At 57.2% G+C, this 20,394-nt stretch carries 17 protein-coding genes; 13 read left to right on the top strand and 4 right to left on the bottom strand.

What is annotated here, in order from left to right:
* The first annotated feature begins 87 nt into the window (after positions 1-87).
* From thiL to AUC45_RS15025, 3 genes are all read left to right on the top strand, one after another.
* Entirely contained in the window at positions 88-954 is an 867-nt protein-coding gene (gene thiL, locus AUC45_RS15035) for a thiamine-phosphate kinase (protein WP_067604378.1), read from the top strand.
* A 145-nt stretch (positions 955-1,099) separates the two neighbouring features.
* Complete coding sequence (locus AUC45_RS15030; protein ID WP_067604376.1) at positions 1,100-3,223, top strand: sodium-translocating pyrophosphatase; 2,124 nt, start codon at positions 1,100-1,102, stop codon at positions 3,221-3,223.
* A gap of 144 nt (positions 3,224-3,367) precedes the next feature.
* A complete protein-coding gene (locus AUC45_RS15025; RefSeq protein ID WP_067604596.1) occupies positions 3,368-4,294 on the top strand; it encodes an acyl-CoA thioesterase II in 927 nt (308 codons plus the stop codon).
* A gap of 21 nt (positions 4,295-4,315) precedes the next feature.
* Here AUC45_RS15025 and AUC45_RS15020 read toward each other — a convergent pair whose 3' ends face one another.
* Entirely contained in the window at positions 4,316-5,131 is an 816-nt protein-coding gene (locus AUC45_RS15020; RefSeq protein WP_067604369.1) for a universal stress protein, read from the bottom strand.
* 140 nt (positions 5,132-5,271) lie between these two features.
* Between AUC45_RS15020 and AUC45_RS15015 the strand changes: the two genes are divergently transcribed.
* Together AUC45_RS15015 and AUC45_RS15010 are read left to right on the top strand one after the other, a co-directional pair.
* Positions 5,272-6,777, top strand: coding sequence for a carotenoid oxygenase family protein (locus AUC45_RS15015; protein WP_067604367.1), 1,506 nt, complete (start codon positions 5,272-5,274; stop codon positions 6,775-6,777).
* A gap of 94 nt (positions 6,778-6,871) precedes the next feature.
* The gene (locus AUC45_RS15010; RefSeq protein ID WP_067604365.1) at positions 6,872-7,483 is read left to right on the top strand and encodes a superoxide dismutase; all 612 of its coding nucleotides are present in this window, start codon (positions 6,872-6,874) and stop codon (positions 7,481-7,483) included.
* Positions 7,484-7,558: 75 nt separating this feature from the next.
* Here AUC45_RS15010 and AUC45_RS15005 read toward each other — a convergent pair whose 3' ends face one another.
* The gene (locus AUC45_RS15005) at positions 7,559-8,866 is read right to left on the bottom strand and encodes a S9 family peptidase (RefSeq protein ID WP_067604363.1); all 1,308 of its coding nucleotides are present in this window, start codon (positions 8,864-8,866) and stop codon (positions 7,559-7,561) included.
* 78 nt (positions 8,867-8,944) lie between these two features.
* Entirely contained in the window at positions 8,945-10,888 is a 1,944-nt protein-coding gene (gene uvrC, locus AUC45_RS15000) for an excinuclease ABC subunit UvrC (protein WP_067604361.1), read from the bottom strand.
* A gap of 35 nt (positions 10,889-10,923) precedes the next feature.
* Here uvrC and AUC45_RS14995 point away from each other — a divergent pair, with 35 nt between their 5' ends.
* The 4 genes from AUC45_RS14995 (at position 10,924) to AUC45_RS14980 (ending at position 15,170) form a co-directional block, all read left to right on the top strand.
* Positions 10,924-12,153: an NAD(P)/FAD-dependent oxidoreductase gene (locus tag AUC45_RS14995; protein WP_233998901.1), complete on the top strand. Its 1,230-nt coding sequence runs from the start codon at positions 10,924-10,926 to the stop codon at positions 12,151-12,153.
* Between the two features lie 23 nt (positions 12,154-12,176).
* Entirely contained in the window at positions 12,177-12,593 is a 417-nt protein-coding gene (locus AUC45_RS14990) for a DoxX family protein (RefSeq protein ID WP_067604359.1), read from the top strand.
* A gap of 145 nt (positions 12,594-12,738) precedes the next feature.
* Positions 12,739-14,298: a wax ester/triacylglycerol synthase family O-acyltransferase gene (locus tag AUC45_RS14985; RefSeq protein ID WP_233998899.1), complete on the top strand. Its 1,560-nt coding sequence runs from the start codon at positions 12,739-12,741 to the stop codon at positions 14,296-14,298.
* 77 nt (positions 14,299-14,375) lie between these two features.
* A complete protein-coding gene (locus AUC45_RS14980) occupies positions 14,376-15,170 on the top strand; it encodes a triacylglycerol lipase (protein WP_067604355.1) in 795 nt (264 codons plus the stop codon).
* An 18-nt stretch (positions 15,171-15,188) separates the two neighbouring features.
* On the opposite strand, the gene AUC45_RS14975 is transcribed toward AUC45_RS14980, so the two are convergent.
* The gene (locus tag AUC45_RS14975; protein WP_156423903.1) at positions 15,189-18,062 is read right to left on the bottom strand and encodes a hypothetical protein; all 2,874 of its coding nucleotides are present in this window, start codon (positions 18,060-18,062) and stop codon (positions 15,189-15,191) included.
* Between the two features lie 233 nt (positions 18,063-18,295).
* Here AUC45_RS14975 and infA point away from each other — a divergent pair, with 233 nt between their 5' ends.
* From infA to AUC45_RS14955, 4 genes are read left to right on the top strand one after another with little or no spacing between them, the layout of a single operon-like run.
* Positions 18,296-18,541, top strand: coding sequence for a translation initiation factor IF-1 (gene infA, locus AUC45_RS14970; protein ID WP_007163491.1), 246 nt, complete (start codon positions 18,296-18,298; stop codon positions 18,539-18,541).
* A gap of 12 nt (positions 18,542-18,553) precedes the next feature.
* Entirely contained in the window at positions 18,554-19,126 is a 573-nt protein-coding gene (locus AUC45_RS14965) for a nucleoside triphosphate pyrophosphatase (RefSeq protein ID WP_197409602.1), read from the top strand.
* Entirely contained in the window at positions 19,119-20,081 is a 963-nt protein-coding gene (locus AUC45_RS14960; protein ID WP_067604351.1) for a hypothetical protein, read from the top strand. Before AUC45_RS14965 ends, AUC45_RS14960 begins: the two co-directional genes overlap by 8 nt.
* Positions 20,078-20,275 (top strand): DNA gyrase inhibitor YacG, encoded by a 198-nt coding sequence (locus AUC45_RS14955; RefSeq protein WP_067604350.1) that lies wholly within the window; start codon positions 20,078-20,080, stop codon positions 20,273-20,275. Before AUC45_RS14960 ends, AUC45_RS14955 begins: the two co-directional genes overlap by 4 nt.
* The last annotated feature ends 119 nt before the right edge of the window (positions 20,276-20,394 follow it).

Genomic DNA, 20,394 nt, shown 5'->3' with positions numbered 1-20,394 from the left:
GTAAGGCGCGCTAAGTTCATTGAGGTTTGCTCAGAATACGAATGCAGATAAGCCAATAAGGCGGAATAAGCGGACACCATCACCAGCATGAACGAGTTGGAATTTTTGAAAGCCTTGCGCGCGCTGCCCCTGCATGATGGCGCGTGCGGGCTTGAAGACGATTGCGCGGTGCTTGAGGTCGGCAGTGAAACGCTGATCCTTACCCATGATGCCATGGCAGAAGGCACGCATTTCCGATCGAGCGCTGATCCGTATGATGTTGCCTGGAAATTGGTCGCGACCAATCTTTCCGATCTCGCAGCAAAAGGGGCAGAGCCCATTGGAATCCTGATCGGCTACGCGCTCGGCGAAAATGATGCGCGCTTTATCGAAGGACTGCGCGCAGTTTTGAGCGTGTATGATGTCCCTTTGCTTGGAGGTGACACAATCTCTGCCAATGGCCCGCAATCGCTAGGCCTAACGGCAATCGGGCGCGCGACGCACACGCCAGTTCCGATCCGAAGCGGGGCCATTGTGGGCGATGCCGTGTATGTCACCGGCATTCTTGGCCGCGCGATGTTGGGGTTTGATGGTGACCCAAATCATGCGGAGGCGTTTAATCGCCCTCGCCCCCTCCTTTCGGAAGGAAAAGCACTCGCCCCGCATGTGACTGCAATGATGGATGTGTCGGACGGACTGCTACTCGATAGCTGGCGACTGGCGCGGGCAAGTAACGTGACGATCCAATTAGACAGCGAAGCGGTGCCAGTTGCCGATCCCACGAGGCGGGAAGATGCGATCCGTTGGGGCGATGATTACGAGCTGCTCTTCACTGCGCCCGCCGACATGCGGCTGCCCGTTGCCGCAACTCGCATCGGCGTAGTTGGCGGAAGTAATATCGCCCCCCTGCTGCTCGATGGTGAGCCTGTCTCAACAGATGACAGCCTTGGTTACGAGCACGCCTCAAACAGCTGATCTCACCCCCAAAATAGGCAAGAGCCACAGGAATCCGACGCTTTCGCCTTGTCACCCGTGCTCAAGCCGATATGACTGCGCTCCACGCGCCCGATGGGATTTCTACAAGAGGCGCATTTTCCACGCTTTGGAGAGGGGATTCTACGTGGACCTTATACTCATATCTATTGGGCTGGGTGTGCTTGCCGTCGTGTATGGCTTTGTCACCAGCCGTCAGGTTCTCGGCGCAAGTGCCGGGAACGAAAAAATGCAGGAAATTGCTGGCGCCATTCAAGAAGGCGCACAGGCTTACCTCAACCGCCAATATACGACGATCGGCATGGTCGGTGTTGTGGCTGCGGTCCTCGTCGGAGTGTTCCTCGGCGTGGTTCCGGCGGTCGGATTTATCGTCGGCGCGGTGCTTTCGGGCGTTGCTGGCTACATCGGAATGAACATCTCCGTCCGCTCGAACGTTCGTACGGCTGCCGCTGCGGAAGCTGGACTGCAACAAGGCCTCACCATCGCTTTCCGCGCTGGAGCGATCACCGGTATGCTGGTCGCAGGTCTGGCGCTTCTCGCTATTGCGGTGTTCTTCTATGTGCTCGTAGGTCCAATGGGCCTTGAGGCGAACAGCCGCATCGTGATCGACGGTCTTGTCGGCCTCGCCTTTGGCGCATCGCTCATCTCGATCTTTGCGCGTCTTGGCGGCGGTATCTTCACCAAAGCAGCTGACGTCGGCGCTGACCTCGTCGGTAAAGTCGAAGCCTCGATCCCAGAGGACGACCCTCGCAACCCTGCTACCATCGCCGATAACGTAGGCGACAATGTGGGCGACTGCGCTGGTATGGCTGCTGACTTGTTTGAAACCTACGTGGTGACCGTTGGCGCAACCATGGTTCTGACCGCCCTGCTGTTCAGCGAGCAATTGAGCGCAGCAGGTCTGCTGCTTCCCTTGATGAGCTTGCCGCTGCTGATCGGCGGCGCTTGTATCGTTACCTCGATCATTGGCACCTACTTTGTCCGTCTTGGCAATGGCACCAATGTGATGGGCGCGATGTACAAGGGCTTCATCGTCACCGCAGTCCTCGCCATTCCGCTGATCTACCTCGTCACGCAATATGCGCTTGGCACTGCGGGCGCGGATATGAGCACTGGGATCGGCACCGGCCCCGGCGGCGTTGAGTTTAACGGGATGGACCTGTTCTACTGCTCGCTAATCGGGCTTGTGCTCACAGGCATCATCATCTGGATCACCGAGTACTACACCGGCACCAATTTCCGCCCGGTGAAGTCAATCGCCAAAGCCTCAGAAACGGGCCACGGCACGAACGTGATCCAGGGTCTGGCGATCAGCCTTGAATCGACCGCTCTTCCAACCATCGTCATCATCGCGGCGATCATTGCTGCGTACCAATTGGCTGGCCTTATCGGCCTCGCTTATGGTGCGACCGCGATGCTGGCGCTTGCTGGCATGGTCGTGGCGCTCGACGCATATGGTCCGGTGACGGACAATGCTGGCGGTATTGCCGAGATGTCGGGTCTTGATGAAAGCGTTCGTGAAAAGACCGACCTTCTCGATGCGGTTGGCAACACGACGAAAGCCGTGACCAAGGGCTATGCCATCGGTTCGGCAGGCCTTGCAGCGCTGGTGCTGTTTGCCGCCTACACCGCCGACCTTCGCGAATTCTTCCCGAATGCGGATGTCGATTTCAGTCTTGAGAACCCTTACGTGATCGTCGGCCTCTTACTCGGCGCGCTACTGCCCTATCTTTTTGGAGCGATGGGCATGACAGCGGTGGGCCGCGCGGCTGGCGATGTGGTTGTCGATGTGCGTGACCAGTTTGCGAAGGATGCGGGCATCATGGCCGGCACAAGCCGTCCGGACTATGCTCGCACGGTTGACCTTGTCACCAAGGCGGCGATCAAGGAGATGATCATCCCGTCGCTCCTTCCAGTGCTTGCTCCGATCGTCACCTACTTCGTGATCTATGGACTTGCCGGACAGGACAACGCCTTTGCAGCGCTCGGCGCTCTGCTTCTCGGCGTGATCGTGGGCGGTCTGTTCGTCGCGCTCTCCATGACCGCTGGCGGCGGTGCGTGGGACAACGCGAAGAAATACATCGAAGACGGCAATCATGGCGGCAAGGGCTCAGAAGCTCACAAGGCCGCTGTGACGGGCGACACCGTGGGCGATCCTTACAAGGACACCGCGGGCCCGGCTGTGAACCCGATGATCAAAATCACCAACATCGTCGCGCTGCTTCTGCTCGCGGCCTTGGCTGGTCACTGATCGCCTGGTCATTAAAGCCATCGCCTAGAGCGATAAGAATTGGCCTCGCTGCACCACCGTGTGGCGGGGCTTTTTCGCGAGGCCATGGATGATTGAGCCACCACCGCTTGACCTTCCATGGCCCTCACAGCATGGCGCATAGCCATGAGCGACACACCCACAAACGAGCAATTGGTCGAAGACCTCGTCCGCCTCCTAACGGTTGAAAAACGCGCTGCCGATATCTTTGAAGGCGGCCAGCAGATCGATGGATTTGGCAGAGTATTTGGCGGGCAGGTGCTGGCACAAGCGCTGCAAGCGGCCCAATCGAGCGTTCCCGACACCAAGACCGCGCATTCGCTCCACGCCTATTTCCTGCGCGGCGGGCGAGAGGGGCATCCCATTGAATACAGGATAGAGCGAGATTTTGACGGGCGCAGCTTTTCCAATCGCCGCGTTGTCGCTGCGCAAGAGGATGAGGAGGGACGCGCCGTTCCGATCCTGAACCTCACCGCCAGCTTCCAGGTGCCCGAACAGGGCCTTAAGCATGAAGACAGCCCAATGCCCGATGTCGCCGCGCCTGAAAGTCTCAAAACCGATATGGAAATGCGCCGAGCGATGGCTGACAAGATGGGCGACAAATTGAGCGAGGGCCAACGCGCGCTGATGCTGCGTCCTCGCCCTATCGAAATGCGCACGATAGACCGGCTTCACTGGATGAATTCAGAGCCCAAACCGCCGCGCGCGCACAGCTGGTTCAAGACGGCAGCGCCAGTCACGGGTGATGCCGACACGCCCGCGCTACACCGCGCTATCATCACCTATGCAAGCGATTACACCCTTCTCGGCACCAGTGCCCTGCCCCATGGCCTATCATGGATGCGCGGAGAGCTGGTCGGTGCCAGCCTTGATCATGCCATCTGGTTCCACCGCGAAGCGCGCGCTGATGAATGGCTGCTCTATTGCACCGACGCCCCATGGTCAGGCGCGGGTCGAGGTTTCAACCGCGGCCGCATCTACAATCAGGCAGGCGATCTAATTGCCAGCGTCGCCCAGGAAGGCATGATGCGCAAGCGCAAGTCGAAAAGCTGATGCCGCAACGCGCTGCCGCAATCAATGCGCGAGGAAGATTGGCAGTTGCGGATCGGTGAGCGATCTGCGGGTCACACCGCCGAACAAGGCCTCCGTTATCCGCATATGGCCATACGCGCCCATGACAACCATGCCGCAATCCTTGGCAAAGGCGTTCGTGAACAGCGTGTCTGACACTTTTGCCTTGCCCTTTGGAATTTCGAGTAATTCTGACTCGATGTCGTGGCGGCTGAGATAGAGTGATCCTTCGATCATTGGAAACTCTTCTGCCTGGCTTTCCTTTTCTTCGATCACTCGAGCAAGGATGACCTTGCTCGCCGTTTTCAGCATCGGCACCGCATTGCGCAGCGCTATGCATGCCTCAGGCGAACCGTTCCACGCGACCAGAACGGGCGCAGTCGGATCATAGCTTTTCCACTTTTGGGGCACCACGATAACGGGCGTTGATGATCGCAAGAGAAGCTCACCCACCATGATTGAGGGATGGCGCCGCTTTTCACCCACATCACGTGGGCCAACCAGAACAACATCCTGCAAGGCCGCCAATTCTAGCAGCTTCGTTTCTGCCATCCCGGGCTTGTATTGCCATTCCCACGAAACATCCTCTTTCGTGAGACGCTCTTCCAGCTCGGTTCTCAACTCATCAGCCGCCTTCTGAAGCGCAGGAAGCGCGGCTGCCATGGCAGACCCATAAAAATCGCCCGGCGCAAAGATCTCGAAATTCACCGCCTGAAGGCAGGTGATATGGCCGTTATGTGCTCGCGCGAGGTCCAGCGCGAATTGCAGACGCGCCTCCATGCAATCGTCGGCTTCGATGTGAAGTAAAATGGATTTCATGTCGCTTCTCCCTTCGACAAGTTTTTGCCGAACCAGCTAAACCTGTTCATTGATCGAAATCAAAACAAGCAAGGCGTCTATGTGTCGTCCCTTCCCCCGCTCGACACCTTTCGCTACGCTGAGAGTCGGGAGAAAATTCGATGCAGATCACACGCCATCCGCCTGTAAAAACGAGCTTGAAGCCGTCCAATCACCCCTACCTTTCGGGTCCTTGGACGCCTTGCCATGAAGAAGTGGACGTTGAAGAGCTGGAAGCGATTGAAGGGGATATCCCGGCTGATATCGACGGCATCTATCTGCGCAATACCGAAAACCCCGTGCATCAGCCTTTGGGCAGGCATCACCCGTTTGATGGGGATGCGATGGTGCATCAGGTGAGCATTTCAGGGGGCAAGGCGAGCTATCGCAACCGCTTTGTGCGGACATCGTGCTTTGAAGCTGAACAAATCGCAGGCGAGGCCTTGTGGGGCGGATTGATGGACCCGCCCGCGCTTTCCAAACGCCCGGGCTTTGGCGCGCATGGTAGTCTCAAAGACACCGCTTCCACCGACATCATCGTTCACGCGGGCACTGCGCTTGCGACACTCTATCAGTGCGGTGAGGCGTGGCAATTGGACCCGGTGACTTTGGAGAATTTGGGCAAGGCATCGTGGGGGCCGCTTGACGGTGTTTCAGCGCATCCCAAGGTGGATGAGGAAACCGGAGAGCTCATGTTCTTCAACTACTCGAAACACGCGCCGTTCATGCATTATGGAGTAGTAGATCGCGCAGGGAAGATTGCGCATTACGTACCCATTCCTCTCCCCGGCCCACGCCTGCCGCACGATATGGCGATCACGAAGAACTGGTCGATCCTTAACGATATGCCGCTTTTCTGGGATGAAGAGCTTCTTAAGCGCGATATCCACGCAGCGCGCATCCACGAAGGCGTGCCCACCCGTTTCGCGCTGATCCCGCGCTATGGCCAGCCAGAAGACATTCGCTGGTTCGAAGCCGATCCTACCTATGTGCTACACTGGACGAACGCATATGAAGTTTCTGGCTCGGAAGGCGACGAAGTCATCCTAGAAGGTTACTTCCAGGAAAAGCCGATGCCCGATCCACTCGAAGAAGCGGGAGAATACAGCCACATGATGGCCTATGTGGATGAGCATTCGTTCAAACCAAAGCTCCACCGCTGGCGCTTTAATCTAGAAACCGGTGAAACGCGCGAAGAAAGACTGTCCGATCGGATTGTTGAATTTGGCATGATCAACCCGGCCTACCTTATGCGCAAAAGCCGATATGTCTGGTCGACCACGACAAAGCCCGGCTGGTTCCTCTTCAACGGATATGTCCGCCACGACACTGAAACCGGTGAAGAGCAGGTTTTAGAACTTCCCGATGGCGTATATGCGAGCGAAAGCCCGATGGTGCCCCGCAAGGGTGCAGATTTAGAAGACGATGGCTATCTGATCACATTCCTGATTAATGAGAACACAGGAACATCCGAGTGCGCAATCCTCGACGCGAGCGATGTGACCAGAGGCCCGGTCTGCCGACTTGCCCTGCCGCACAAGATATCAAGCGGCGTGCATTCGACCTGGGTTGAACACGAACAGCTTCGAAAGGACGCTGAGTTCAAAAGAGAATTGCTTAGCGCTTGAGGTCCAGACCCTTTTCAATCGCATTTGCAACCATTACCGCCCGTGCGCGTTAGATTACGTGACACTTTCAATCTCTAAACGAGAGGGACCATTCATGGCTTTCAAACTCATCGACCTGCCCTATCCAGACACCGCTCTTGAGCCTGCGATTTCCGCTCAGACTCTCTCATTCCACCATGGCAAGCACCACAATGCCTACGTCTCCAAGATGAACGATGCGATTGACGGCACCGATCATGCTGACAAGTCGCTGGAAGAGATCGTCTCGGCCGCTCGTGGCAGCAATCAAGGCTTGTTCAACAACGCCGCGCAAAGCTGGAACCACGCCTTCTACTGGCATTCGATGGCTGCAGAAGAAACCGCGCCATCCGACGAACTCAAATCAAAAATCGAAGCCAAATTCGGATCGATCGACGAATTGAAAGAACAGCTGAAATCGCGTGGCGCAGGCCACTTTGCGAGCGGTTGGGTATGGCTTGCCGAAAAGAACGGCGAACTTTCGATCGAAGAAACCCATGACGGCGACACACTGGCCGACAGCGATTTCAATCCGTTGCTGACCATCGACGTGTGGGAGCACGCCTACTACCTCGATCACCAGAACGCACGCCCATCCTACCTTGATCACGTGGTCGGTTCGAAAATCAACTGGGCCTTCGCCAGCGAAAATCTCGCACGTGGGACGACTTGGGCTTATCCGAACTAAGTTTTGCCGCCATTATCGGTTGAAAGGCTCGGCTCATCATTAATGGGTCGGGCCTTTTCGTTGCTGCGTGCGACACTAACCGCCCTCGATTTTCACAGACTGTCCGTATCCCCGCCCAACACCGCCTTTGATGTAATCCGCCATCAAATCATAATACCCTTGAGTGACCCGGCGAAATTCACGCGTTCCATCAGGCGCCTGATTATATTCCCACATTCCGTGATCGGTGTCCGGAAACATGTAGATCGATATATTGCTTCCTTCGCCGCGGAGCGTTCGGAGCCGATCAAGTGTCAGGTCGATGGGTGCCTCGCGATCCTCCCCGGCAAGAACCCAAAGCTGCGGGACTTCAACGCCGCGAAGAACGGTCATCGGGTTCAAAGACCAGTCAATATCCAAATCCTTGAACTGCGGCACCCCGCGTTCTCGCAACTCATCTGGCGACGTGTTAAGCAGCACTCCGGTGTAGCCTCCACGGATGACCGAGAACCAATCTTCCGATGAGTATCGACGCTGGATTTCAGCCAGCTCTTCTAGTCCATCAGTGTAATCAGACGACGCGATGCGCGCGGTCACATCGGTAATGTCACGCGCTAAATTGAGCACATCAGAGCTGTAGCCAGCCTCGCGAAGCTCTTTTTGAACCTGGTCAGCGTCTTCCTCTCGAATGTCAGCGACCAAGCCATACCCGATCGCAATAAAATCCGCTTGAGCTCGTTCAGCGGCAAGCGGCGCAATCCAACCACCTTGGCTCAGGCCGACAAGTCCAAAGCGTCCAAATTTGCCACTGGCCAACCGCTTGGCTTCAGTCGAGGCCGCGACCAGATCATCAGCTAGGCGGGGGAAATTTTGCGAATACTTGCCCTCCGAAAGCCCAGTGCCTCGTTTGTCATAGACAAAGACCGAAATGCCTCGTCCGACCATTTGGTAAGGGTCACGAACCGTACCAATCCAGCCTGTCGGTTCTGATCCGTGGGCGTAAACAACAAGAGGTGTTGTTGTGTCGGCGTCTCTTGGCTCAAGAAGCCGACCCGCCAACGTGACGTCGCCGGATTTGAAGCGCGTGTCTGTTTCTCGAATGGGAATCTGATCCCACACCTCTCGTTGGTCGATACGTACGGAATTTATGCCGCATTCCACTCGATCGCCGTCTGGCGCTGCATCTCCAATGATGCCGTTGTTGAATGAGTGCCGGTAACCTTCAGAAGACCGAGTGATCGCCACGAACGCGCCTGCCCCATCACCGTAAATGCCAACTGCGCAGTCCGAGGAAGAAAAGTTCTCGGCGGGATCTTCGGTTTGTGCCGGCTCAATGCTCGATCCAGTAGCCGCACAAGCGGACAGTCCGAACAGAACGGCAATTGATAAAATTCTAGGTGTCATACTTATATAATACACCTGTCTCGATGACACGCAACATTGAATGCCTGCTCAGCAGGGACGATGACAGTCGACAATTACTCAGCCACTCGCGTGGTAGAAATCGTAAATCTGCTGCGCGACTTTGTCTGATACACCGGGAGCGCGTTGCAGGTCTTCCAATGCTGCAGCACGCACCTTGCTGGCCGTGCCGAAGTGCAGCAGCAGGGCGCGTTTTCGCGCCGGACCGATACCGGGGATTTCGTCAAGCGGGCTTGCTGTGATCGCTTTGGAGCGTTTCGCCCGGTGTGCGCCGATCACATAGCGGTGCACTTCATCACGAAGGCGCTGGGCGTAGAATAAAACCGGCGAGTTGGTCGGCAGCATCTTTTCACGGCCGTCCGGGAAGTGAAAGACTTCGCGCCCCTCGCGTCCATGATGTGGGCCCTTTGCGATGCCGATAACTGGCAGGTCTTCGATACCGAGTTCTCCCAATACCTCCATCACCGACGATAACTGCCCCTTGCCGCCATCGACCAGCACCAGATCGGGCCACACGCCCTCACGCTCCCGGTCAGGGTCATCCTTCATCGCGCGGGTGAACCGACGCTCCATGACCTCGCGCATCATCGCGAAATCATCGTTCGTTTGCGCGGTCTTGATGTTGAACTTGCGGTATTGCGACTTCTCAAAACCTTCTGGAGAGACAACCACCATCGCGCCAACAGCTTTCGCGCCCTGAATGTGCGAGTTGTCGTAAACCTCAATGCGCTGCGGCGGTTCGCTAAGCTCAAGGAATTCGGCAAGCTCGCGGTTTACCTTGGCCTTGGTGCCGGTCTCCGCCAGCCTCCGTTCGAGCGCTTCAACCGCATTTCTCTGCGCCTGTTGAAGCAATTTGCGCCGGTCGCCACGTTGCGGGATACTGATCGCGACTTTCTTCTCAGCCAATTCTGCCAACGCCGCTTCAATCAAGTCTTCTTCGGGCAGCTCGCGGTCCACCAGCACTGTCGAAGGCGGCGGGACTTCCTCATAGAATTGCAGCATCACATCCGCGAGAACCTGGGCCTCATCCACTTCTTTGGTGTGGCTGGGAAAGAAAGCGCGATGCCCCCAGTTCTGGCCGCCGCGAATGAAGAAAGCCTGCACACCCACATGGCCACCTTTCGATGCGAGCGCGAATACGTCAGCGTCACCCACACCGCTTGCATTGATGGCTTGCGAGCCCTGGATAAAGGTCGCCGCGCGCAGTCGGTCGCGCAATATGGCAGCGGTTTCAAAGTCGAGATCTTCGGCCGCTTTGGCCATCTGCTTTTCAAGGTCAGCCTGCACCTGCGAGGATTTGCCCGCGAGGAAATCCTTCGCTTGTTTGACCAGCCCTTCGTAATCGTCCTCGCTGATGCGGCCCACGCAAGGGGCAGAGCAGCGCTTTATTTGGTAGAGCAGGCACGGACGGTCACGACGGTCAAAAAAGCTGTCTGTGCAGGATCTTAAAAGGAATAGCTTCTGAAGCGCGTTAAGCGTTGTGTTGACGCTGCCAGCGCTCGCGAATGGGCCGTAGTAATTCCCCTTAGCCCGGCGTGCGCCGCGGTGCTTGTGGATGCGGGGGAAGTCGTGATCGGCGCGCAGAAGGATGAACGGGAAGCTCTTGTCGTCCCGGAGAAGCACATTGAAGGGTGGGCGAAACCGCTTGATCAACTGCGCTTCCAGCAGCAGAGCTTCAGCCTCGGAATTGGTGGTGACGATCTCCATCCCGCGGCACTGCGAGATCATCCGCAAAATCCGCTGCGTCAGCCCGTTGACTTGCGTGTAATTGGCAACCCGCGCTTTGAGCGAACGCGCCTTGCCCACATACAGCACATCGCCCCTTGCATCGAGCATGCGGTAGACGCCTGGGATCGGCTTCAGTGTCTTCACCACCTGCCGGATCGCTTCAATCCCAGCCTCGAGATTTGGCTGCGCACGCGACACAGTTTGAGCCGCGTTCTTCTCATTGAAACGCTCGGCCCCTTGCGGATTGTGGGGAGTGCCTGCCTTGGCCTTGGACATGGGCTGTAGATAGGGATTGCGAGTGGCGATTGGCAATGCGCGCAGACCCTCCTATCGCCAGCCCAATGGAGCAATTTGACGTTATCGTTCTGGGCGCAGGCGCGGCGGGCCTGATGTGCGCCGCGCGCGCGGGCAAAAGGAGCCTGCGCGTGGCCGTGCTCGAAAAGGCGGAGAAACCGGGAAAGAAGATCCTGATCTCGGGCGGCGGAAGGTGCAATTTCACCAATATCCACGCAGGCCCCGAGAACTATCTGTCCAGCAACCCCCATTTCGCGAAGTCGGCCCTTGCCCGTTACACACCGCAGGATTTTATCGACCTGGTCGATACACATGACATCGCGTGGCATGAAAAGACGCTCGGCCAATTGTTCTGCGATGGGTCGGCCAAGCAGATTGTCCAGATGCTGCTCGACGAATGCCCCGAGAGCGTGAACGTGATCTGCGACGCCGATGTCGAGGCGGTTGCGCGGGAGGACGGCGCCTTCGCCGTTTCCGCGAGCGGGAAGCGTTTTTCGGCGCCCAACCTTGTGATTGCGACTGGCGGCCCTTCAATCCCCAAGATGGGGGCAACCGGCATTGCCTACGATCTGGCGCGGCAGTTTGGCCTCAAAGTGGTCGAGCCCCGCCCTGCCCTTGTCCCGCTGACGCTCGGCGGAGAGGATGTCCTGTTCCGCGAGCTCTCAGGCGTATCTGCGCCCGTTCGCGCGCGGGCGGGTAAAGCGACGTTCGAGGAGGCCGCACTGTTCACGCACAAGGGGCTTTCCGGGCCAGCGATCCTGCAAGTATCATCCTACTGGAAGCATGGAGAGGAGATTGGGATCACGTTTACTCCCGAAGCCGGTGGCGATTGGCTTATCGAGGAAAAAAAGAAAAATCAGCGCAGAACGCTTGCAGATATCCTTTCAGACAGCCTTCCCAACCGCCTCGCAGAAGCGCTGGCTGAGCGGATCTCCCCGGAAGTCGGTATCGCTGGCACCTTAGGCGACAACACCGACAAGTCTTTGCGCAAGGTAGAGCAACGATTGTCGGACTGGCGCTTTTCTCCCAACGGCACAGAAGGATTTGCAAAGGCCGAGGTTACGATTGGCGGCATCTCTACAGCTGAACTGTCGTCGCAAACCATGGAAGCCAAGAGGGTCCGGGGTCTTTATGCCATTGGCGAAGCGGTGGATGTGACAGGGTGGCTCGGCGGTTACAACTTCCAATGGGCCTGGGCGAGCGGTGTCGCTTGCGGAGACGCTCTGGCCAATTCAAACGATTTGTAAAAACACGACACGGAAGTAAGATCATGTCACATTTGAGCATCACAATCGGGCGCGTATTGCTGGGTCTCTATTTCCTCGCTCCCGGCCTTTTGAAGGCCATGGGACCTGCCCAAACAATCGCCTATATGGAAAGCCACGCCATTCCTTTCGCAGCGCCCTTGATGTGGTTTTCGACCGCAGTGAACATTATCGGCGGTTTGCTACTTATCTTTGGTCGCCATGTGAAATTCGTGGCCTATGGGTTTGTGATCTATGTGCTTTTGGTGAATTTCTTGCTGCACGATTTCTGGACCATGGTTGAAGATATGGTCGACCGCGAGCGGCAGAATTTCATCAAAAACCTCGGCATTCTTGCCGGTCTGTTGGTGCTCGCCGGCACCGCGCAGGCCCGCAGCATATCGCTCAATGGTTGGTGGCAAAGCGACAGTCAGGCAGTTTAGGCGCGTAATAAAATTGCGCGGATAAGTCGTCCCAGAACAACACTTGCCGTGTGCGTCAGCTTGTCATGACACTGAAACATGCCTACGTGCCAATACGAGCCTGAAAACAGGCCGCTTTTGGAAAGGTTGTTTGTAGGAGGCCCGTTTGCGCCAATTGCAGGGCATGGATTCCTCGTTTGTCGCGTTGGAATCCCCCAATTCGCCGATGCATATCGGCAATCTGCTGATCTACAATCCGGAAACGGCGCCCGGCGGCTTTGTCCGCTTCAAAGACATTCTCGATTTCTTTTCCAAACGTATGCAGCTGTCGAAGACGATGCGCCAAAGACTGGTGCGCGTACCCTTCGATCTCGATTATCCATACTGGATCGAAGATCCGAATTTCGACCTAGAATATCACCTGCGCCACGTTGCACTGCCCAAACCGGGTGATTGGCGGCAGTTGTGTATTCAAACGGCGCGAATCCATGCACGCCCAATGGATCTGACACGCCCGCCTTGGGAGTTCACCGTTGTAGAGGGGCTGGACAATGTCCGCGATTACCCTCCCGGTTGCTTTGCCTTTGTTACAAAGGTTCACCATTCTGCCATCGATGGAATGAGCGGGATCGACATGATGGAGGCGATCCACACGCTTGCCCCCAACGCGCCGCCACCCAATGCACCCGATGAGTGGAAGCCAGAAAAGGTACCCGGCCCGGTCGAGCTACTCGGCAAATCCTATATCAACGCCCTCACAAATCCGGTGAAGCAGGCGCAGGTTGCAGCCCAGGCCGTTCCAGGCGTCGCGAGCGCTATCAAAGGTCTGGTTACCCGCCAGTTTAAGCTTACGAGCGATTATGTACCGCCTCGCACGCGGTTCAACCGCTCAATTTCGCCGCATCGAGTTGTCGAAGGGCGCAGCTTCCCACTGGCCGATATCAAGGCGATCCGCGCGCTTCTTCCCGAAGCGAAGGTCAATGATGTTGCACTCGCGATAATTGGCGGCGCTCTATACAAATATCTCACCGCAAAAGATGATCTGCCAAAGTCATCGATGACGGCGATGGCCCCGATTTCAGTGCGTTCTTCGGATGAAAAGAACGACATGGGCAATCAGGTTTCCGCCATGATCGCGCCTTTGGGTTCGCATATTGGAGACCCGGCCGAACGGCTTGAATACGTGTTCAAGCGGACCAAGAACTCCAAGGCGCTCACGAACGCCATCGGCGCGCGCACCATGACAGAAGTCAGCAAGGTTAATCCGCTGCTTTACATGGCCTTGGGCGCGCAGCTCTTTAACCGCGTCAGCCTTGCCCACCGGGTCGCAATGCCGTTCAACACGGTCGTTACCAATGTTCCCGGCCCGCCAGTGCCGATCTATTCGGCAGGTGCGCGGATGGAGAGCATGGCATTATCGCTTATCTGCCTGACAGACGGATTGGGCCTTGCGCACGTCGTTCAGAGCTATGTCGATGAAGCCTATATCAGCTTTACCGCCTGCCGCGATATCATGCCCGATCCGGAGTTCTACTCTGAGTGTCTACAGGAAAGCTTTGATGAGATGCTGGCAGCAGCGAAGACTGTGAAGAAACCTGCTGCGAAGAAAGCGTCGCCAGCAAAACCTGCGGCCAAGAAAGCGACAGCAAGACAATCTCGAGCCGCAAAAGGCCCGGCAAAGCGCAAACCGACTACGACGATGAGGCGCAAAACCAAACCGAATTAGAACCCTATTTCACACGATAAGCTTGCCGCAAGAGCAGGTCGCAAAATGCCCAAAGGGCCCTTGAGAGGAATACAAGAATGGCAAGCATACCAATCAGCGATCGAGCGGCACCCAAAGCCGTCCCACCCAAACGCATCTGGACGCTCGCAGAAGGGCGCGCGATGTTCGAACTGGGAATGTTTTACGCCAGCCGGCGACTGCTGACTTCGCTTCCCAAAGGCGATGGCCACGCGGTGATGTGCCTGCCGGGCTTTATGGCTTCGAACAGTTCAACAATCCCAATGCGCGGCCTTTTGAGAGAGCTTGGCTATGATGCGCATGGCTGGGATTCTGGCCGCAACATCCGGGTTGATAATGCGCTGCTACACCGGCTTGAAGGTCAGCTGCTGCGTCTTCACAAATCATCGGGTCGCAAGGTTTCGCTGATCGGTTGGAGCCTTGGCGGCGTGCTGGCGCGCGAGATCGCCAAATTGCACCCTGACAAAGCGCGGCTAGTGATCAGCCTTGGTAGCCCGATCTCGAACGATCGTAATCACACCAATGCGCGCAAACTCTTCGAGCGGCTGAACGGCAAAGAGCCAGAGCCGATGCGCGATGGTCGCTTCCTTGATTTGGAAACCGCTCCGCCGCTGCCGACAACTTCGATCTATACAAAGACCGATGGCGTGGTGCACTGGCACGGCAGCCTTCAAGCAGAAGGCGAGCACCCTAGCGAAAATATTGAGGTTCACGCGAGCCATTTGGGGCTTGGCGTCAATCCTTCGGTGATGGTTGCGATGGCGGACAGGCTGTCGCAGGCAGAGGGTAAATGGGCCCCATTCCGGCCTTCACTCAGCCAAAAATGGATGTTCCCGAGGACAAAGCTGCACTGATAACCGGCTGAATTTCAGCTAGAACAGTTTCCGAATATCAACGCCCACAAATCGGCCTGTGGGATCGATTACGAATGGCTGGTAATTGACGGGCGTCGCACCGCTTTCGTCGACCACTCGGCGCTGCGCGTCAAAGAGATTGTCTGCTCGGAACGAGACCCTCAGGTTTTTCAAAAGTGAGCTTTCACTGCCAAGCAATTGATCGATATTGGTAAACAGGCGCAAGTCGAAGGTTGCCAGATCTCCGAAGAAAAGGTCTGAACTCCCTGGAAGGCCTGAACCGTTCAGGCGCGTAGTCCCGGTGTATTGCCCCGAAAGCCGCGCGCCGATGCCATTGCCGAACAATCCCGCTTCGAGCCTGCTTGAATGGCGCGGAAAGCCGAATGCACTGGTGGCATCACCATCCAACTGATCGAGTTGCGCAAGGCCGGGGGCAATCAGGATCTCGTTTTGCAGTTCGATCGTGTGCGTCAGGTTCGCAAAATAGCGCCAAACCTGCCTGCCCCCTCCTCTTCCACCAAACGCAGCACCGATTAAACTGCCACCGCCTCGGCGACGTTGGCTGCCGTTTTGCGGGTTGCTCTGTTGATCGTTATTCCCTGCTACAGGCGACCCCCGGCGCATGGCGGCTGGGTTCATACTGCAAATCCGCTCTCGTATCATGGCAAGCCGCTCGGGATCGATTGAACCATCATCGCCGCGTGCGCGATCGAGCATGGATTGCATGCGCTGCAGATTGGAGCCGGGGATCTCCTCCGACAAGCCTTCGCCAGCCTCTACCCGCTCGATCAGGCGCGATAAGAATGCTGCACCGCCATCGGCGCATAGCTTTTCGCGAAACGCCATGAAAGCTGCTCGGCGCTCTTTCGAGGGCGCGCTCCCCGAGGGCGCTGCGCGAGGCGTGGGCCGATCTGAAGCAGCACCGCGATTTCCTGATCTTCCACCCGATGGGTCACCCCCGCCGAAACTGCCCCTTGTCGATAGGATGAACTGCAATCTGTCTGATCGCGTCTCTGCGAAGGTGACAAAGCGTTGATCGACCGCCGTCAGAACGCCATTCGCATCGCGAGTGATCCGCCCCGGAAAAGCGACCTCAATATCCGGCGTGATCTGAGGAAAAGCGCTCGTTACGTCATCTGAGCGGTTGCGGATGTATTCGATGGTGAAGCGAGAATTGTCCCAAAAAGGCAGATCCCAATTCGCTGCAAATTTCCAATCGCGCTGTGTTTCCGCCAGTAGATCGGGATTGCCTCCGCTCGTGACGGTTGCAAGCACGGTTTCGCCATTGGTGAAATCGAACACCGGCACATTGAAAGTGGTAATCGTGGGACTGCCAAGCGCTGAAAGATCGGGTGCCACCTCACGTTCAATATAGGTCGCCGAAAGATCAATCCCGTCGAATGGCGTCCAATTGAGACCCACCGTGTAGTCACCCAGCGTGCCGAAATCCGACAGGTGATCGAGCCCAATTTGTGCGTTCAGCGTAAAGCTGCCCAAAGCATCGGCAAAGCCGCGCCGACGGGACGTAATGGGCATTGTCAAATTCACGCCCGTCGCAAAGGTGCCGCGCGTCAGATCGCTTTCGGCAAAAGTGCGGGTGTCGGACGTCTCCAGATTGGTCCAGCTATAGCCCGCATCAAATGTCGCCAGCAACTCGCCGCCCGGCAAATTTGCCAGCGGCCCGTTCAGCGTGGTGACGGTTTCCCCGGCGATTGTACGAGACTGCGCAATATCGAACCCATTGTCCGCGTTGCTTGGCAATTCAACGTCTTGAGCAATGAGGCCAGCTGCCGCATCCTGAACAAGTCCGCTCACGTCAAACGGCCGGTCGATCTCTGTTTCACTCTCGGTCAGCGACGCATCGAAAGTGCTGGTGAGTTGGAAAGCGTTCACTCGCTTGCTCAGAGAGCCAGAACTCGAGAAGACATCGGTTGAATTGCGATTTTCAAGCGGGCTGTCTTCGCCAAATGTCCGCGAGACACTGTTATTCCCGCTGTCTGTCAGCGTCACGAAGTTCAGGCCCGATAGGCTGCGCGTGTCGCTGCGATCATAATTGACATTGGCGGAAAGTGTTGTGCCAGTCTCTATGATTGCTTTGGCCCAGCTGACATTGGCTTCCAGGCTGCGGCTGTCACTCACAAGGCTCCGAAACTCCGCCGGATCAGGATCGCTGGCGAGATCGGACAGCGAACCTTCCGTCTGGATGATGTCGCGCTCGCTTTCGGTCAGAAGCGATGTGTCGTTTGCTTCGAGATTGATACTGAAGCGACCCTCAGGCGTGATGCGAAGGTACCCGAATTCCTGCTCATTCACGAAATACCCGCCGCGAGATGGCCCTTCAAACTCGAACTCCACTTCGCGGCTCTGATAATTGTCTTTAAGGATAAGATTTATAACCCTGCGATCCGGGCCGAAGCCGAAACGCAGGGCAACCTCTTCTGGAAAGACTTCGACTTTCTTCAACGCTTCGGATGGATAAGACGCCAGCTCGCGAAAAGAGCCAACGCGGATGCCATTCACAAGAATTATTGGCCGAACGCCGCCGCCACGCCCGCGTGCAGAACCTGTGCGCGCGGTGATCTGGGTGATCAGATCGCTGATCGAAGCAACACCTTCTGCCGCGATATCTTCTTCCGACAGCTCAAGCAGCGGCTCCTGCTCGACATCAAGCTGCCCGCGAAGCCTGTCCGCCTGCACGATAATCTCACCGCCCGAACCGACGACGGCCTCATGCTCCTCGGGTACCTGTTGTGAAGCAGTGCTTTCGTCGCCCGCATTTGGCCCGCGCAGATCATCTTGTGCTGCAAGCGGTGCACAGGTGAGGCTGCCGGCACACACACCCGACAAAAGAAACAGGCGTCGTCGCCTGATAAGGCAAGAGGAGAGGATCATGCTGTGCCTTTTGACCAGTAGTACGTGACGAACAAAGCATTGAATTGTATCACTTTGTACCCATATCGTGGCCGACGATGCTTCTGAGGCACCTATGCGCTCCAACTCGGGTATGCTTCAGGGCCTAACGCACAAGGCTTCCCTTTTGTTCTCCTGATCGTTAAAGGGCGCCACCTGACTGACAGATTACGTTACAAAACCAATCAAAACTACGGCCAACACAAGGGACATACATGGCGAAAGAAGAACTCCTCGAAATGCGCGGGCGCGTGGTTGAATTGCTGCCCAATGCGATGTTCCGGGTTGAGCTTGAAAATGGCCATGAAGTGTTGGGCCACACCGCTGGCAAGATGCGCAAGAACCGAATTCGCGTGCTGGTGGGTGATGAGGTTTTGTGCGAGCTGACGCCGTATGATCTTACCAAGGCGCGGATCACCTATCGCTTTATGCCGGGCCGCGGCGGTCCCGGCCCGCAGTAAACCTCAGCGCTGATGATAGCGCTGCATCTGACATTGGCATCTGCATCCCCCCGGCGGCTTGAGCTGTTGGGTCGATTGGGCATTGCGCCAGATGCGGTGGCACCTGCCGACATTGATGAAACGCCGCGACATCAAGAGCTGCCAAAGGAGTACGCGGCACGGATGGGCCGCGAAAAAGCCGAGGCGATCGATGCACCTGGCTTCGTACTAGCGGGCGACACGGTGGTCGCGTGCGGGCGGCGCATCCTTCCCAAGACCGAAACAGAGGAAGAGGCGCGGGCATGCCTGAAACTGATGTCCGGGAGGCGGCACACAGTCCTCTCCAGCATTGCATTGCGCGCACCCGACGGCACAATTCGCGAACGCCTGTCGGAAAATGTGGTGCGGTTCAAAAACTTGAGCGCACAGGAGATCGACGCATACATCGCCAGCGATGAATGGCGCGGCAAAGCGGGCGGATACGCAATCCAGGGATCGGCCGAGGCGCTGATCCGGTGGATGCGGGGCAGCCATTCGAGCGTGATGGGCTTGCCGCTTTACGAAACCCGCGCGCTGCTGAAATCGGCGGGGTTTGCCATTGGCTGAGTGGCTCATTGAAGAGGGGATCGGCGAGGATCGGGCAGTTCTGTTTGAGAACGGGCAGGTTGTCGCGGCAAAGATCGATTGGCCGGGCGAAATTGCGGCCGGTTCCGTGATCGAAGCAGTCTACTTACGCAAAGGCCGAGTGGTCGGACGTGGGGTGGCGAGATTGCCCGATGGCTCCGAAGCGCTGATCGACAAACTGCCAACGTCGGCAAGCGAAGGAGCCACGATGCGCTTTCGGGTGAAGCGTTCGGCGAGGCGCGAATCCGGTCGTTCAAAGCTGGCCCAGCTAGAGCCAACCGATGAACCTTGCCGCCCCGCCCCTTCGCTCCGCGAGAGGCTCGATGCTCGCCGCGTCAACACGCTCGGTCGCGATGTCTGGGAGGAATTGCGCGCAGGTGCGTGGGAGGGCGAAATGCATTTTTCGGGCGGGTCGCTGCAACTCAGTCCGACACCCGCGATGACTCTCATCGATATCGATGGAGAATTGCCGCCCAAGCAATTGGCCATGCAAGGCACAGAATGGATCGGGAAAGCGATCCGATGCATGGACCTTTCCGGCTCGATCGGCATCGATTTTCCGACGCTGGACAAGCGGTCAGACCGCAAAGAGCTGGACCTCGCGCTCGGAGAAGCGATCGGTGACTGGCCGCATGAGCGCACCGCGCTGAACGGATTCGGCTTTGTCCAGATTGTTTCGCGGGTTGGAGCGCCATCATTGCTTCATCGCCAGCAGCTTCACAGAGAAGGAGCTGCCGCCCGGTGGCTGTTACGACGGGCAGAGCAACATGGTGGCGGAGCCGGGATCATGCTGCTCCGAGCCCATCCGCGCGTGATTTCAGCACTTTGCGATGAATGGCTCGACGAGTTGCGCCGCCGAACAGGCTGGAGCCTGAAGATCGAGCGCGATCCGAGACTTGCGCTGGACGCGCCTGATGTCCAAATCGTTGAACAATGACCAAGATCACAAAACCCTGCCCCATCTGCAAAAAACCGTGTTCAAGCGAGTTCAAACCCTTTTGCTCGTCGCGCTGCCGCGACCGTGATCTCGCCAAATGGTTTGGCGATGGATATGCGGTTCCGGGTGAGCCTGTGGAACCGGCAGAAATCGCCGCACGCGGAATGGACAGCGATCTGAATGATGATTTCTAACGATGCGGGCAAAACAGTCGGCACAGGGCATGCAAAACCTCTTGCCAACCGCGTCCAGCTTCGCCATAGCGCCGCCTTCATTGGCTCGCCGTCTCAAGCGCATCGCGCTATAGATGTCG

The organism is Erythrobacter sp. YT30 (assembly GCF_001542875.1).
Taxonomy (GTDB): Bacteria; Pseudomonadota; Alphaproteobacteria; order Sphingomonadales; family Sphingomonadaceae; genus Erythrobacter.
The sequence above is the reverse complement of the archived record's forward strand: the minus strand, read 5'-3'. Positions and strand labels throughout refer to the sequence as shown.

Bases quoted from the DNA above. Each gene is read 5' to 3' on its own strand.
- uvrC (WP_067604361.1), bottom strand. From the start codon at position 10,888: ATGTCCAAGGCCAAGGCAGGCACTCCCCACAATCCGCAAGGGGCCGAG.
- AUC45_RS14995 (WP_233998901.1), top strand. From the start codon at position 10,924: ATGCGCGCAGACCCTCCTATCGCCAGCCCAATGGAGCAATTTGACGTT.
- AUC45_RS14990 (WP_067604359.1), top strand. From the start codon at position 12,177: ATGTCACATTTGAGCATCACAATCGGGCGCGTATTGCTGGGTCTCTAT.
- AUC45_RS14975 (WP_156423903.1), bottom strand. From the start codon at position 18,062: ATGATCCTCTCCTCTTGCCTTATCAGGCGACGACGCCTGTTTCTTTTG.
- AUC45_RS15020 (WP_067604369.1), bottom strand. From the start codon at position 5,131: ATGAAATCCATTTTACTTCACATCGAAGCCGACGATTGCATGGAGGCG.
- AUC45_RS15015 (WP_067604367.1), top strand. From the start codon at position 5,272: ATGCAGATCACACGCCATCCGCCTGTAAAAACGAGCTTGAAGCCGTCC.
- AUC45_RS14980 (WP_067604355.1), top strand. From the start codon at position 14,376: ATGGCAAGCATACCAATCAGCGATCGAGCGGCACCCAAAGCCGTCCCA.
- thiL (WP_067604378.1), top strand. From the start codon at position 88: ATGAACGAGTTGGAATTTTTGAAAGCCTTGCGCGCGCTGCCCCTGCAT.
- AUC45_RS15010 (WP_067604365.1), top strand. From the start codon at position 6,872: ATGGCTTTCAAACTCATCGACCTGCCCTATCCAGACACCGCTCTTGAG.
- AUC45_RS14955 (WP_067604350.1), top strand. From the start codon at position 20,078: ATGACCAAGATCACAAAACCCTGCCCCATCTGCAAAAAACCGTGTTCA.
- AUC45_RS15025 (WP_067604596.1), top strand. From the start codon at position 3,368: ATGAGCGACACACCCACAAACGAGCAATTGGTCGAAGACCTCGTCCGC.
- AUC45_RS15005 (WP_067604363.1), bottom strand. From the start codon at position 8,866: ATGACACCTAGAATTTTATCAATTGCCGTTCTGTTCGGACTGTCCGCT.
- infA (WP_007163491.1), top strand. From the start codon at position 18,296: ATGGCGAAAGAAGAACTCCTCGAAATGCGCGGGCGCGTGGTTGAATTG.
- AUC45_RS14965 (WP_197409602.1), top strand. From the start codon at position 18,554: ATGATAGCGCTGCATCTGACATTGGCATCTGCATCCCCCCGGCGGCTT.